The sequence below is a fragment of the Sunxiuqinia elliptica genome (assembly GCF_900113005.1).
Lineage (GTDB): Bacteria > Bacteroidota > Bacteroidia > Bacteroidales > Prolixibacteraceae > Sunxiuqinia > Sunxiuqinia elliptica.
The window spans coordinates 102,881-118,300 of record NZ_FONW01000007.1 but is presented as its reverse complement, the minus strand read 5'-3'; the positions used below and the strand labels follow the sequence as shown (position 1 = coordinate 118,300).

The following is a 15,420-nucleotide window of genomic DNA, read 5'->3' as shown; positions in this document are numbered from 1 at the left end:
TCTTTAATTTTTTTTGGATTCTTCTAAGGTATAAAAATAGTTGGTAGTAGCCTCGGCTAAACCCCGATAGCTTGGGTCGTTAGCCGTAGCCAGTGGTTCCATTCCGAGTGCTCGAATGGCAGCAGTTGTTGTTTTACCAATGCTGATAAAATTCAACAAAGGCGGGGAGTTATCCCACAAGGTAACGATGCTTTTTACGGCAGAGGGACTGGTTACCAACATGGCGCTGTAGGCTTTATTCTCAATAATTTCTTTGAGTTTTTGTCCAACTTCATGGGTGAGTTGGGTTTGATAGGCATTTACCCGCTCAATTTTGGCTTTTGTGCCTAGTTTTTGCTGAAGGGTATCCGGAGCCAATGTACCCAATACCAACAGAACTTGCTCATCGGTTTTTAGCGTATTACCAAATTCATCAACAAAATCATGAGCTGATTTTCCGGAGCCGATAAAATCGGGATTGTAATTGAATTGCCGAAGTCGCTGTGCTGTTCGTTCTCCTAAAGCAGCTATCTTACAAGGAACTTGCGGATAGCTCTGATGAAAAGATTCAACGGCATTTTTACTGGTGAAAATCAGCCAGTCGTAGCTTGATATGGATTGTGGTGCCTTTACCGGTAGTGAATGAATCTCAATCATTGGGAGCGAGAGCACTGTTGCTCCCTGCTGGGTGAGCAATTCGGTCACTTCATCCTGATCTTTTTCCGGATAGGTGCATATCAGGGTGCGGTTTTGTAATATATTTTCTGTGTGTTTCACGGCCTCAGAAATTAATTGAAGGCATTGGAAATACCAATGCCTGAAAAATTGTTGCTGAACAACCAGTGAAGGTGTTAGTCTTTTGTATAGCGAAAGCTATTGATTCCTGCGCGTTTTTATCAGCCAGGAATTATTCTTCGCTTGCTGGACGAATACTGTCTAAAATGGTTTTTCCACCAGCGTTCAGGATGGTTTGAGCCAGCTCAATTGCTTTTTCTGAGGCTTCATCCAATGAACATTCAACAGATTCCCTGATTCTGGTTTTGCCATCGAGGCTTGCAACCATTCCGGTGATTTTAATTTGATCACCAGCAACTTCAGAGAGGCATCCAACAGGAACTTGGCAACCACCTTCGAGTTCGCGTAATAAAGAACGCTCGGCCAAGGTTGACAGGCGTGTTGTTTCGTCAGTTATCGCGTCGATCAACGGCTGAATAGATTCATCATCTTCACGGATCTCAATGGCGATAGCTCCTTGGCTAACAGCAGGAATAATTACATCAGACTCCAAAAATTCAGTGATGACCTCATCGTAGCCAAGTCGAAGAATGCCGGCTCCAGCCATAATCAATGCATCACAATGTCCGTCGTTCATCTTTTTGAGGCGGGTTTCTACATTTCCTCGTATATCAACAATGGTCAGTTCCGGATTGTAGTGCAACAATTGTGATTTACGCCGCAAGCTTGATGTGGCAATTTTATCTTTGGCTGTAAACTCTGATAACTTACGTCCATCCTTGGAGATAAAAACATCACGCACTTCTGCACGTGTCAGCATCCCTCCAATGATCAGGTCTTCCGGCAATTCCGTTGGCAGGTCTTTTAAACTATGCACGGCCAAATCGATTTTATGATCGTATAAGGCTTGCTCTATTTCTTTTGTAAATAGTCCTTTGTCGCCAATTTTAGAAAGAGCGACATCGAGTATTTTATCCCCTTTTGTTTTAATGATTTTCAATTTAAAATTGAGGTGGGGATGGGCTTTTTCCAATTCGGCTTTTACGGTTTCTGCTTGCCAGAGAGCCAGCTTGCTTCCGCGGGTGCCAATGGTAATGGTTTTATTCTTCATTCGTATGGGAAAAAAGGTCGTTGACTACTTTAATATATTCTGTTTTTCGGCCGTTATCGCTGACATCTTTCAGATTGCGAATCATCGATTTTACCAATTTCTCGGCAATGTGTTTGCCATACTTCTCCATGTTCAGGTATTCTTCCTCGCTATGGAATTTGCGGAATATGGCTAGCTCCGACTGATTGATTTCATTCACTCCCAGAATGATGTTTTGAATGGCAGGAGAAAGGTTTTGAATGCTCAGCCAATCAGCAAATTCATGAGACTTTTTCCGAATTATTTTCTCGGCGGTAGCCACGTAAGTTTTTTTCTTCTCCATATTTTGGGCAACCACTTCTTCCAAGTCATCGACATTGTATAAAGCCAGGTTAGACTGGTTGGCCAGTTGCGGATCAATGTTACGAGGAACTCCCAAGTCAATCAATACGGTTTGTTTATTGGCTGGGGTGGATTGCATTAATTCAGGGGTGATTAAAGGCTTTTTGCACGAAATGGAGCTGACAACAATGTCGACTTCCTGAATTCCTTGCTCCAGTTGGTTAAAGGAAAGCACGCTGCCACCATATCGATTGGCCAACTCTTCAGCCTTGGAGGTGGTGCGATTGGCTACGACGATGTTTTGACAGCCTTTTTTGTATAGGTTTTTGATAACCAGTTCTCCTGTTTCTCCGGCACCAACCAATAATATTTTTTTATCAGGAAGTTGCTCGAAAATGCTGTTGCATTTTTCTACTGCCGCATAGCTAACGGAGAAAGCTCCGCTACTCATGGCTGTTTTTGTGCGTACCTGTTTGCCTGTTTCCAGTGCTTTGTGGAACAAACGGGTTAATATTTTTCCGGCCGAGCCGATCTCTTCGGCATGGCTAATGGCTTCTTTTATTTGAGAAACAATTTGGTATTCACCAAGCATCATCGATTCTAATCCGGATACAACGCGAAATAGATGATTGACAGCTCTTGATGTTTCGTATTGATAGAAATGTGATTCAATCCCGTCTTCTTCCTGAATGTGAGCTTTCAGGTAGTGAAACAGGATGTGGAAAGCACCGGGAGAACAGCACTCTTCTGCAGTGAAGTATAATTCAGTCCGGTTACATGTCGAGATGATAACAAGCTCGTCAATGTTTTTATTTTTCAAAATTGTCTGCGATAAATCGGTATACTCTTCTTTATTGAGAGCAAATTTTTCGCGAATATGTACGGGCGCCGATTTATGACTTAAGCCTACTACTCCAATCATGCGTATTGAAAATAAATGAGAATTGGGTTATTGATTTCTTGTTTTTTGAAACGTACTAAGAAACCAACGCCGGTGGAGAAAGGCCAAAGAAGGTGTGATAAGTTGTGAATGAATAATGGTTAATTTTAGGTCTTAAGCGAGCTTTTTCCCGCGTTATAAACCGCATGAAATCCTTTGTTTCTATAAAAGAAGCGAAATGGTAATCTTGATTGTCTTGTGTGTTTACTTTCTGATCTTGAAAGAAGTAGCATGTTGAAACAGCTTCCTCTACTTCCTGATCTGAGTCTTCGTACGAGATTGTTTTTTCAGCGATTGGTTCTACAGTTTGGCCTCCCCGGATGTTTACCCCCAAAGAGAGGACAAACAAAGCACCCATCAGCAATAGATAGGGCATGAATGAACCGGCTAAACCTAGAAAAAACATAGTACTCGTTTATTATTCTGAAACAAAATTAGCAATGTCTGCCGAAAACGGAACACTTTCCGATTGATATTAATCAATTTGTAGACATGTTTAACAATCATATTCCCGGCGTTTTTTACTTTTCTATTTTTTCCCAAAGAGACGCATTGCTTTTAAGTCGCTAACTTGGTTTTGCATTATCAACAATACAGATGAACTTATGTTTTTAGAAAAGCATGTTTTTTTGCGATTGCCAGCAAGTTTACTTTTGAGGTACTTTATACCATTTATTTACCGGTTGAGATGGAGTGTAGCTCTTTAGGTATTCAATGGCTTCGTCGCTGCTATTGGCAATGTGGTATAACTTGCGATAGGCCTCTTTTGCGAAGTTTTCGGCAAATGAGCGCTCAAACTGACGGAAGAGGTCGTCGTAAAAACCGTTGGTATTTACAAATACGATGGCCTTGTTGTGATAATCCAATTGCTTTAGGGTAATGACTTCCAAAACTTCTTCTAAGGTTCCAAATCCTCCAGGAAGGGCCACAAACGCGTCGGCTATTTCGCGCATCATTGACTTCCGCTCCATCATATCCTTAGAGATAATCAGTTTTTTCGCGTATTGAGAGGCCAGGTTGTGCCCATTCAATTTCTCAGGAAGAATGCCAATGGTGTCGCCTCCGGATGTTACGACTTCTTTCAGTACGGTTTCCATTAAGCCAACATTTGCTCCGCCGTTTACCAGGGTCATATGATTTTGGCCAATTAAGCGGGATAAATGGATTGCTTCGTTGATGTATGCTGTCTCAATAGCATTGCTGGAGGAGGAAAATACACAAACTTTCATTTTTTTTATCAGTTTTAAGAGTTAATGAAAATTCTGATGATGATTGCTGGAAATTACATTGTCTAATCATTCTTTTGAGAACGATTCATATGATGCTTGTTGCTTTTTCTTTTTTTTGGGCTAAAAAGAATGCCATCCTTTAAAGATGGCATTCTGATTGGTATTCGTTTTAAGCATCAATATTGGCGTAAACGGCATGATCTTCGATGAACTGCCTGCGAGGCGGAACTTCGTCTCCCATCAACATGCTGAAGATGTGGTCAGCTTCAGCTGCATTTTCGATGGTTACCTGACGAAGTGTTCGTCGCTCAGGATCCATGGTGGTAGACCATAACTGTTCTGCATTCATCTCTCCAAGACCTTTGTAACGCTGGGTGTGTACCAGTGATTCTTTTCCGTCAGCCCACTCATTAATTAACTGTAAACGTTGTTGATCATTCCAGGCATAAGATTCTTTTTTGCCTTTCTTGATTAAATAGAGTGGAGGAGTTGCAATGTATAAATAACCTGATTTGATCAAGTCATTCATAAAGCGGAAGAAGAAGGTCATGATCAAGGTGGCAATGTGGCTTCCGTCCACATCGGCATCGGTCATGATGATGATCTTGTGATAACGCAGTTTTGTCAGATTAAGTGCTTTGGAGTCATCTTCAGTACCGATGGTGACACCAAGTGCTGTGAAAATATTGCGAATTTCTTCATTTTCAAAAACCTTGTGTTGCATGGCTTTTTCAACGTTCAGAATTTTACCACGTAGTGGCAAAATAGCCTGGAAACGACGGTTACGACCTTGTTTGGCAGTTCCACCCGCCGAGTCTCCCTCGACCAAGTAAACTTCGCATAAGGAAGGGTCTTTGTCTGAACAGTCGGCCAGTTTTCCTGGAAGGCCACCTCCAGACATAACGTTTTTCCGTTGAACCAACTCGCGAGCCTTACGGGCAGCATGACGAGCTTGGGCTGCTAGAATTACCTTGTTGACAATTGCTTTGGCTGATTTTGGATTTTCTTCCAAATAGTTTGCCAGCATTTCGCTAACGGCTTGGTCAACCGGAAGGCTGATTTCGGAGTTCCCAAGTTTGGTTTTAGTCTGTCCTTCAAATTGAGGTTCAGCAACTTTTACTGAAACAACTGCTGTTAAACCTTCCCGGAAGTCATCTCCGTTGATATCAAATTTCAGTTTAGAAAGCATGCCTGAACTCTCCGCATATCCCTTTAAGGTTCTTGTCAAACCCCGACGGAAACCGGTTAAGTGAGTTCCTCCTTCAATGGTGTTAATGTTATTCACGTAAGAGTGAATATTTTCGGAGAAAGAGGTGTTGTAATGCAGGGCAATCTCAACAGGAACGCCAGCCTTTTCAGAAGTGATATGAATGGTGTTTTCAATCAGTTTCTCGCGAGAACTATCCAGGTATTCAACAAATTCTTTTAACCCCTCTTCTGAGAAGAAAGATTCAGTTTTGACGTTTCCCTCTTCATCAACATCTCGTTTGTCGATCAGAATCAGTCGGATGCCTGCATTCAGGAATGCGAGCTCGCGTAAGCGGGCTGATAAAATTTCGTATTTGTAGGTTGTTGTCAGGAAGATATCAGTGTCAGGCTTGAACGTTACGATGGTTCCTGTCTTGTCGGTTTCACCAGTAATTTGAACACTGCCTTGGGGGGCTCCCCGGTGGTATTCTTGTTCCCAGATCTTTCCATCGCGGTGAATCTCAGCTTTCAAAACGGATGAAAGAGCATTCACACAGGATACCCCAACTCCGTGTAGTCCTCCGGATACCTTATAACTGTCTTTATTAAATTTACCACCGGCATGAAGGACAGTCATAACCACTTCAAGGGCTGATTTATTTTCTTTAGTGTGATTTTCCGTAGGAATACCACGACCGTCATCAGTAACTGTAATCGAGTTATCCTCGTTGATGATTACTTCGATATTATTACAATAGCCGGCCAAGGCTTCATCGATCGAGTTGTCGACAACCTCATAAACCAGGTGGTGAAGTCCTTTCTCGTTGACATCTCCAATGTACATCGCCGGACGTTTACGTACGGCCTCCAAACCTTCCAGTACCTGAATACTGTCTGCAGAATAATTGCCATTTCCATTAGTCTGCTTGTTTTCTAATTCGCTCATCTATTGCATGTTTGGTTTATTCATAAAATTACCTGTTCGTCTTCGTAACGAATGACAAACAATTGCATGTTTTTCGGTTTATTTCCCGAAAAATGATTGTATACGGTATATGTTGGGCTGAAATGGGGAAAAGTGCCTGTTTCCCAGCTGATTAAATGTTATTTCTTGCCTCATATTCATAACATGCAAAGATAGTAAAAATATGGATATTTCTACCTTATTTCGATGGCGAAAAGTCTATTTTTTTCAATCTGAAATAATGGCCCAATTGGCTAAAGAATTTGAGGAGATCACCGCTCGGGTTTGTCCACTTGTACGAAGTTAGCAGGATGTAAGGGATTCGTTGGCTTGTTGCTTTGTTTTCTTCCTTAGGAGAGTGTTTGGATGAATTCCGGAAATAAGCGAGACGTATTTCCGGAATTCATTTTTTCTATTTGTTGAACCGCCAAAGAGTTCAACTATTTCTTTTTTTGATTCCTTTTTCAGAATGAAAAGCTGGCACCAACCAACAAATTAAAACTCTGCTGGGAGTAGCCTAGCCAATTTTCGTATTGTTGGAACGCAAAGTTATTCAGGCGTCCAAAGAAGCTTAAATTAGAGCTGTATTGGTACTCTACGCCAACATTCATGTCGATGTAGGAAGCGAGTGTGTGAACGGTTTGATCGACATCGTGAGGGCCAATGGCACTAGAGGCTAAATAGAAGGATTCGCTTTGCTCAAGCGCTTTCCGTTCGCCTTTAAAGAAAATATCGGCATTGAATTTTAGTGGCCCTTCTGGATTGATGATTGTTGAAAGTGTTAACTCAAAGTCAGGCTTGTGCCAAGCTTCTTCCAACGAATCAAGTTCGTATGAATAATAGGTTCCCTGCAAATGGAAATTAACCAAGTCCGAGGCTGTGTAGTAAAGTTCTGCACCCAACGAAAGTTGTTTTAAATCGTCGTAAACAACATCGAACGTATTTGCTCGTGGTGGAAGAGGACTTGTTGGCGCATCCATCAAGAAATTATTCGTGTTAAAAATGTAAAAGTGTTCATCTTTGATGTTGGCATAGTCAACTTGAAAACGGTAGTTTAGGCGAGGGTGAAATTTGCCCTTAATACCTCCTGTCAGGATGTATTGATATTCGGTTTTGCGAATATCCTGTGTTGGCGTGACAAAACGGTTTTCAGCTGCGATTGCTGAATAGTTGTTTTGCTCCATCCGTCCATTTGCTCCGGCATAAAGTGTCAGGTTATCTTTTACAGGAGACCATTGTGCCAAAATATTTGGAGTGATTAAAACGCGGGCGTCATCATCATCGTCAAATAAGGTGAATGTGTTGATTCCTGCTTTTAAGCTTGCTACATCTCCTTCCAGAAGAATGGCAGGGCTGATGTTGAGCAAAATTTGCTGTTTGTGCCCAAAGTTTCCTGTGGTTTGGTTCAAGATGCTATCGGTACGGACAAATCCTACGGAAGCATTGAGCAAGCCTTGGAATGTGTCGAAATCCTTCTGTAGCAAACTTCCAACAGTTGCTTTGTTTTCTGTTTGTCCGGTCTTGGTGCCAAAGTAATGGTAGTTTAACCCAAAGTCATAGTTTAAGTTGGCACGGGTATCCTCTTCGTTCGATAAGTTCAGCTGGATTCCTCCTTTTGAGAAGGCTTGCTTGTCATTCCAATAGGGGAAGTCGTCCTCTTTCGCTTCGTCCGATCTGCGTTCTCCGGCGTAACCATAATAGCTATGAGCTTGACGATCGAAAAATAACTTGGTGCTTAAGGTTGATCTCCGGAAAAAGTGTTTGGTGAAAAGTTCTGCAACATTTTCGCTACGTGGGGCATCTACCTTGTCATCATTAATCAACTTAACGTTTCCATTGGAAGAAAGGTGGCGAAAGTGTAAGCCAAATACACTGTTTTTACCAGCTTTGGTGTTGTAAAAAAGCTCACCGTAGGGGGTGAGGTAGTTGCCAACTCCTGCTTTTAGTAAGCCTTTCCCCAGTTCGGCTTTGGGCTCTCCAACCATTTGGGCTGCCTGTACCGGCTTGACCTCAAAAGTTGAGAAAACCGGTTGCGAATTAATTATATAGTTGAATGTTGGTTTATCCTTTTTTTCGTCTTTAATCTGTGGTAGATCATTGATTTTAAAAGCATCAGAGATGCTTGGTTGGTAGGCTTTCACCACTTCAACCTCTTGCTTTAAACGGGTGCTGTCTTGCTGCGCATAGGCTTGTTGGCCAGCAGCTAGCAAAATGGCTAAGCCTGCGATATGGTATTGAAATGACTTTTTCATTCGTCTCCTTTTTACTGTTCGTTAATGTTGATTTTCATAGGATTTTCTTGCTGCTTTTCTTCCTGTTGTTCCAGGTTTTCTAAATGTTGCAGCTTGGCCTGTGCGGTTTCAATAATTCCGTCGTTAGGCTCCGGGTAATTTTCAACAATACTTTTTATGGTGTGCTTGGCCTGGAATTGGTCTCCCTGGCTCAAGTAAATGTCGGATAATAAGATAAAGCTTCGAGCTAACCAATATTGATGAGGTGTGTTTTTCGAGATGAAATCCATAACCTGTTCTTCGGCTTGTTGCAACTTGTTCTTATTGACCAGAATCTCTGCCAATAGATATTTGGCTTCGGCTCCTTCAGCAGACTTGGTGTCTTCAGCCAATTGCCCCAATACAGGAAGCGCTTCATCAAATTGTTCGGTTTGATAATAGGACTTGGCCAGCTTGTAATTCGCTTCTCGCTTAAGCACATCGGTAAGCTTATCGGAACTTAATAAAAGCTTGGCGGCATCAATACACTCTTGGTAGTTCGCCAATTTATGATGACTTCGCATTTTCCCGGCGCGAGCTTTCAACACATTCCATTTGGTGTTTGAAATGCTTTCCAGCCGTTCGTAATAAGTCAGTGCTTGCTCATAGTTTGCCGCATTAAACTGTAACTCCGAAGCTTTAACCAAGGCTGGCTCTGTAAAAATGTTGTCTTCTTTGCTCAGTACATATTCATAGTCATTAAGCGCTTGAGCATATTCTTTGTCGTTGTAACGTTGTTCTCCTAAATAGAAGTGAGCATTGATGCCAAAGCTTCCATTCGGGTATTGGCGTAAGTATTTTTCCAATTGGTTTTTGGCTTGTGCATCTCTGCCCATATAAAGTCTTTCAGCAGCCAGGTAGGTCAGTGAGTCTTGTTCTGATACCGATACTTGAACTCCGGAGCCAAGACGTTGTGTGTAGGCGAAGTAGCCGTCAATATTATTTAGTTCGACATAGTTGTTTTTAACTCCAATTAAAGCTGATTGTGCTTCCGGGCTATTCGGATATTCTGAAATAACTTGCTTGTAAGTGTCAAGCGATTTTTTGAATTCAGACTGGTTATACAATACAAGTCCCAATTGCAGGATGGCTTTAGGCCGATAGCTGCTTTGTGGGTAATCTTTTATCAAATCGCGATAATAACCTTCTGCCACTTTGGCTTGTCCGGTTCGGTCGTATGAGCGGCCAAGCTCGAACAATGCATCATCAATAAATGCAGATTCGGGAAATGTTTGCAACAGGGTACGCAGGTTGCTTATTTTTTGATCCTGATCACGTTGAATGCCCACGCAAATGGCTTTCTGGAAAAGCGCATAGTCTGCGTCGTATTGTTTTAGCTCAAAAGCTTGTTCGTAAGTTTTAATCGCATTGCGGTAATCGCGATCAACAAAATAACAATCGCCCAATCGGTTGAGTGCATCAGCTACTTTTTGGTCTGTAACACTCGGTTTACTCGATAGGAAAGTCTCGAAGTGCTTGGTTGCCGAAGCATAGTCTTTTTGTTTGAAATAGGCATAAGCCAAGTTGTAAGGTGCTGTTTTATATTTCTGAAGAGACTTGGATCCAGATGCTCTCAGGAATCGGTTAAAGCCGATAACGGCCTGTTGGTAGTTTTCCAGGCGGTAGTTGGCCTCAGCTTTCCAGAATAAAGCCCGCGCTTCAAATTCGGCACTCAGGCTGGCATATTTCAAGGATTGATCAAAAAGTTCGATTGCTGATTGATAATATAGGTTATTGAAGAGTTCCAGACCGCGGAAAAAGCTAACACGTTGGTAAGCACGTTTTACCGAAGGACTCATCACTTGGATCTTTTCAATCGATTCAATTGCTTCTTTGTAATTGCTGGTACTCATGTAAACGCTTACCAGGTAATCGTAGGCAGCGTCGTTGCGCTCCGAGTTTGGATACAGTGAAATGTATTTATCGAAAGCCTTGATGGTTTCGTTGAACGGAGAGTAGGAGAGTTCATAGGTTATCTTGGCATAATTGAAAAGTGCATCCTCTTTAATCTCCGGACTAAAATCAAGCTCAGATGCTGATTCAAAAGCAACACGGGCTTTGTCTTTTTGATTTGTTCTGATGTAGCTATCAGCCAAATGATAGTAGGCATTTTGGGCTAAAGCATCTTTCCCGCGTGATGCATTTTCCAAAGGCTCAATCGCTAAGGCATACTGGCCCGTAAAGAAGTAACAGTATCCGAGCATGTAATTTTCATCGCGCGACCGACTTTTGGTGCTGGCGAAATAAGCTTCGAAATAGGGGATGGCCTTTTGGAAATTCTGCAAGTGAAAATAACTGTTGGCGATTATCTTCGATAACTCCGCTTGTTGTTCTTCCGATACTTCTGTCAACAAGGGAACGGTAAACTCAATCACCTGTGCATACTGTCCTTTTTTATAATAAATCTGGCTCATGTAAAAAGGAATGAGCTCCGCAAAAGCCGGGTTATCCTTTAGCTTGTTAAACTCAGTCAAGGCGGCATCATAGTCGCCATTCAGGTATTGAATGTGGGCCCAGTAATATTTAGCGGGGCCGGCATACAGGTTATTGGTGTCTTTTATCTTTTCAAATTCATTTTGCGCCAATTGGTATTTTTCGGTTTGAAAGTAGGCGTAACCCTTTTGGTAAGCTACTTTAACCTGGTCTTGTTTATCAAGAATGGTGGTTTCAAGTTTGGCATAGGAACGAAGCATGGGCGCATATTTGCCTTCGTTAAATTGCTTGTTCCCCAATTCAAACCAAGCTTTGTTGGCATAAGGACTGCTGGAATTGGTTTCCAAAAATCGTTCGATCAGTGCTTCGCCGTTCTTGCTCTCAAGGCGCAAAGCACAGAGTGCTTGATAGAAATTGGCCTCTGACTGAATCTCCGATCCGGCATCAGCTTTTTGGGCAATTTCTGAAAACTGTTGTTGGGCTACAATAAATTTATCTTTGGCAAAAAGCTCTTTGGCTTGATGGATTTCTGCTTCCAATGAAGGATAGTATGCTGTCTCCTGGCTAAAACCTTCAGTCGTGAAACAGCATAATAAGATGATGAACAGTGCAATTCTTGTTCTCATAGACTCATTTTAATTTTTGCATAAAAATAGCGATTCTGTTTTCGTTTCCAGCGGAATCGCGCATCGACTTCTTCACAAAAAACTGTTTATTTCCCGGCTTTATTATCTGGTTCCTTAAAAAAAGTTAGTTTTGTGATAGCCAAGTAAAACCAGCTTTATGAGTAGCGAGACAATTATTGCACTTCACGATGTTGATGTCTTTCAACAAGATCAGTTGATTTTAACCCATGTTAACCTGGATGTTAAGGTCGGCGAATTTGTTTATTTGATCGGGAAAGTAGGTAGCGGAAAATCCAGTTTAATTAAGGTTTTAAATGCTGAATTAGATTTGTTTTCGGGAACGGCTGAGGTTGCCGGATTTGACCTAAGAAAGCTGAAACGATCGGAAATTCCGTTTTTAAGACGGAAAATGGGTGTGGTTTTTCAGGATTTTAGGTTGCTGACTGACCGTAATGTGCAGGAAAATCTGGAATTTGTTTTGAAAGCAACAGGCTGGAAAATTGAAAAAGCCATTAAAAACCGGATTCATGAAGTGATGGAGCGAGTGGGGATGAAGTCGAAGTTGAAGAGCATGCCGCACGAACTTTCCGGTGGAGAACAGCAACGTGTTGTGATTGCCCGTGCAATTCTAAATGATCCGGAGCTGATCTTGGCTGATGAGCCCACCGGGAATCTCGACCCGGAGACTTCGGATGAATTGATGGGGATTTTAAAAGAAATTAATAGTCAGGGAAAGACTATTTTGATGGCTACTCACGATTACCACGTTTTAAATCGCTATCCAGCGCGAACACTGGTTTGTGCTGAACAAAAAGTAAGCGATTCTGCTGAGGCCGAACAGGAAGTTGATTTCTCAGAGCTTTTGGATGAGCAAACAAATTGAAGCCTCTGTAGCGATAGGTATTTTGCACCTTTTGTTGCAAAAACAATCCTCGTTTTGGCATGTTTTATTGGCCTTGAATTTCTACATTAGCCCAAACAAAACATCAGGTTTATATTTCCTTATTTTGATGATGTTAATTGGTGTGCGCAATTGAAAAGTATTTAGAAGAACTCTGGATCTGGAGAAGGTAAACCTGCATTGTTTTTTCAATAAACTTATTGCTATGTATTACCTGGATTTATATCAAGAACTTAAACAATTGTGGAGTGCCGACACGGACCAGTTTGAATTTGACGGCTTAACGGTTTCTAAGTACAATTTTAAGTCGGCATCGCAGCATTTACTCCCTGGAGCAGAAAACTACACTTGCCAGAAACACGGGAAACACTTTACTCCCGACTCCATCTATTTGAATGATATTGGTGCAATGAATGACCATATTTATTTACGCGATGTGGAAATTAAGGAGAATGAGTCTTTTTCTTACCGGGTATTTATGCCGAATGGAGAAAAGCGAGTTAAGCGTGCGTTGTTTTTGTTTCATGGGTTCAACGAAAAAAACTGGGATAAATACCTACCATGGGCTTATCATCTGGCAAAACAAACCGGACGAGCAGTTATTCTGTTTCCTATTGCTTTCCATATGAATCGGACATTGTCGTTATGGAGTGACAAACGAAACATGTTTTTGCTGAGTGAAAAGCGTAAAAAGATGTTCCCCAATGTGGTGAATTCTTCACTTTCGAATGTGGCCATAAGTATGCGTTTGCATGCAATGCCCCAACGTTTTATCTGGTCGGGACTGCAGACTTACTACGATGTCATTCAGTTTATAACAGCTTGCAAAAATGATGAACACCCTTTACTCGCTTCGGATACAACATTTGATTTGATGTCCTATTCCATTGGTTGCCTGTTGTCAGAAGTTCTTAAACTGAGTAATTACAATGGTTATTTCAGCCAGTCTAAGCTTTGCATGTTTTGTGGTGGAGCAGTGTTTAACCGGCTCTCTCCGGTTTCAAAGTATATCTTAGATAGTGAGGCCAATATTGCATTGTATTCGTATATGGTGGAGCATCTGGAGAAGCACCTTGAAAAAGATGCTCATTTGAAACATTACCTGGCGGGCGACCATAAGGAAGGACAAATATTCTATTCGATGCTCGATTATAAAGTGCAACGAGAATACCGGGAGCAGCTTTTCCAAGAGGTGAGTTCGGATTTGATGGCTATTTCCCTAAAACAGGATAGCATTATTCCGGCCTATGAAATTGTAAATACCTTGCAAGGAGCTGCCCGAGATATTTCGGTGCCTGTTCATGTACATGATTTTTCATTTAAGTACAACCACGTGACGCCTTTCCCGGCAACGGAAAAGAATAAAGAATTGATTGATGAATCGTTTCGGATGGTGTTTGACCAAGCGGCAGAATTTTTAATGTCAGAATAGATCAGTGTCAAGTTAAGCATGATCTATCGCACCAAGTCTTGTCCTTTTCCGGTTTTGTTTCATTATAAAAAGACTCACGTAGCTATGGCTATGCTTACTTTTCTAATTTCACAAAACACGAAAAATTACGGTGGCTTACACGACACCTCACACTTGACTTGACACTAGTGCGCTTTTTGGAAAACGGAGAGTAAAACTTTCTCTTCTTCTTCCCAGCAGAGCTCCCGGGCTGCTTGAGGCAGGTTTTCAATCCATTTTTCTCGTAAATCCCGGTCAAACAGCGCTTCTTGAAGCTGTTGGGCTAGTTGATGTGGTTCGTGGTCTTTTAAAATAGCACCAACCCCATAATTGGTTACCACGCGTTTCATTTCGGGTAAATTGCTGACAAGTACCGGCACTTGCTGCTGGATATAATCAAACAGCTTATTGGGCAAGGCAAAGCGGTAATTTAGCCCCATGTCTTCCTCAATTGAAAGTCCCAGGTCGGCCTGTGCGGTAATGTACTTCATTTCAGCCAGTGGAATTTTGCCTAAAAAAGTAACCCGGTCTGCAAGCTGAAGGTCGGCTGTGAGTTGTTTCAATGCCATTGTAATGTCGCCATCACCAGCGATTAGCAGCCGGGTGTTGTCGATGTACTGCATGGCTTTAATGGCGTATTCCAATCCCCGTCCCAAATTTAGAGCTCCTTGGTATAAAACGATTTTTCGTCCGTCGTTGGCTAATTCTTTTTCATGGGGAACGAGCATAAGCTCCTCGTGGTGAGGAAGGTTTCGAACTACGAGAAAAGTTGTTTTATATCGTTCTTGGTAAAAATCAGCAATCGACTGAGAAACCGTGTAGGCGTAGTTTATCCGAGGAAGCAGCAAGCGTTCAATTCGTTCCCATATGGCTTTGGTGCGGTGGCGCCCAATTAACTCGGGCACTTCGGTAAACAGCTCATGACTGTCATAAACCAATGGTTTCTTTTTGATTTTGGCTGCCATAAAATTGGCTGGCAAGCTGTCCAAATCATTGGCGACGAAGATGTCTGCTTTTCTGGCCAAAAGGAAAGAAAGCAGTCGCATGTTGTATTCGGCATAAAAAAGTGGCCCCTTTTTGAAGAAAAGTTTTAACCGCCAGGTATTGTAAGGGCGAAAATCCATGGGCATACTTTTGGGCAGTTTACGCCCGACAAGCATCACTTGGTAACCATGTTGCTGAAGACTCAAAGCGACTTTGTGAACACGATTATCGGTAACCAGATCGTTGGTGACAGATAAAATAACTTTTTTCAATGCAGTTGGTACTTTTA

11 protein-coding genes are annotated in these 15,420 nt (G+C 41.9%); 2 read left to right on the top strand and 9 right to left on the bottom strand.

All coding sequences use genetic code 11. The annotated features are described in order from the left end of the window. Positions 1-3: 3 nt before the first annotated feature. From BM156_RS13560 to BM156_RS13525, 8 genes are all read right to left on the bottom strand, one after another. A complete protein-coding gene (locus BM156_RS13560; protein ID WP_170846959.1) occupies positions 4-756 on the bottom strand; it encodes a uroporphyrinogen-III synthase in 753 nt (250 codons plus the stop codon). Between the two features lie 130 nt (positions 757-886). Beyond that, positions 887-1,825: a hydroxymethylbilane synthase gene (gene hemC / locus BM156_RS13555; RefSeq protein WP_093920429.1), complete on the bottom strand. Its 939-nt coding sequence runs from the start codon at positions 1,823-1,825 to the stop codon at positions 887-889. Next, positions 1,815-3,068 carry a glutamyl-tRNA reductase gene (hemA, locus tag BM156_RS13550; RefSeq protein WP_093920428.1) on the bottom strand — a complete coding sequence of 418 codons (1,254 nt, stop codon included), beginning with the start codon at positions 3,066-3,068 and terminating at the stop codon, positions 1,815-1,817. Before hemA ends, hemC begins: the two co-directional genes overlap by 11 nt. Positions 3,069-3,123: 55 nt before the next feature. Further along, on the bottom strand, positions 3,124-3,492 hold the full coding sequence (locus BM156_RS13545) for a hypothetical protein (RefSeq protein WP_093920427.1): 369 nt from the start codon (positions 3,490-3,492) through the stop codon (positions 3,124-3,126). 241 nt (positions 3,493-3,733) lie between these two features. After that, on the bottom strand, positions 3,734-4,315 hold the full coding sequence (locus BM156_RS13540; RefSeq protein ID WP_093920426.1) for an LOG family protein: 582 nt from the start codon (positions 4,313-4,315) through the stop codon (positions 3,734-3,736). Between the two features lie 169 nt (positions 4,316-4,484). Then, positions 4,485-6,449, bottom strand: a complete 1,965-nt coding sequence (gene gyrB / locus BM156_RS13535) for a DNA topoisomerase (ATP-hydrolyzing) subunit B (RefSeq protein ID WP_093920425.1) — start codon at positions 6,447-6,449, stop codon at positions 4,485-4,487. Between the two features lie 482 nt (positions 6,450-6,931). Then, positions 6,932-8,719 carry a TonB-dependent receptor gene (locus tag BM156_RS13530; RefSeq protein ID WP_093920424.1) on the bottom strand — a complete coding sequence of 596 codons (1,788 nt, stop codon included), beginning with the start codon at positions 8,717-8,719 and terminating at the stop codon, positions 6,932-6,934. Between the two features lie 11 nt (positions 8,720-8,730). Beyond that, on the bottom strand, positions 8,731-11,796 hold the full coding sequence (locus BM156_RS13525) for a tetratricopeptide repeat protein (protein ID WP_093920423.1): 3,066 nt from the start codon (positions 11,794-11,796) through the stop codon (positions 8,731-8,733). A gap of 157 nt (positions 11,797-11,953) precedes the next feature. Here BM156_RS13525 and BM156_RS13520 point away from each other — a divergent pair, with 157 nt between their 5' ends. Then, positions 11,954-12,679, top strand: coding sequence for a cell division ATP-binding protein FtsE (locus tag BM156_RS13520; protein ID WP_093920422.1), 726 nt, complete (start codon positions 11,954-11,956; stop codon positions 12,677-12,679). 223 nt (positions 12,680-12,902) lie between these two features. After that, on the top strand, positions 12,903-14,129 hold the full coding sequence (locus tag BM156_RS13515) for a DUF6051 family protein (RefSeq protein WP_093920421.1): 1,227 nt from the start codon (positions 12,903-12,905) through the stop codon (positions 14,127-14,129). Between the two features lie 164 nt (positions 14,130-14,293). On the opposite strand, the gene BM156_RS13510 is transcribed toward BM156_RS13515, so the two are convergent. Beyond that, complete coding sequence (locus BM156_RS13510; RefSeq protein WP_093920420.1) at positions 14,294-15,403, bottom strand: glycosyltransferase family 4 protein; 1,110 nt, start codon at positions 15,401-15,403, stop codon at positions 14,294-14,296. Positions 15,404-15,420 lie beyond the last annotated feature (17 nt).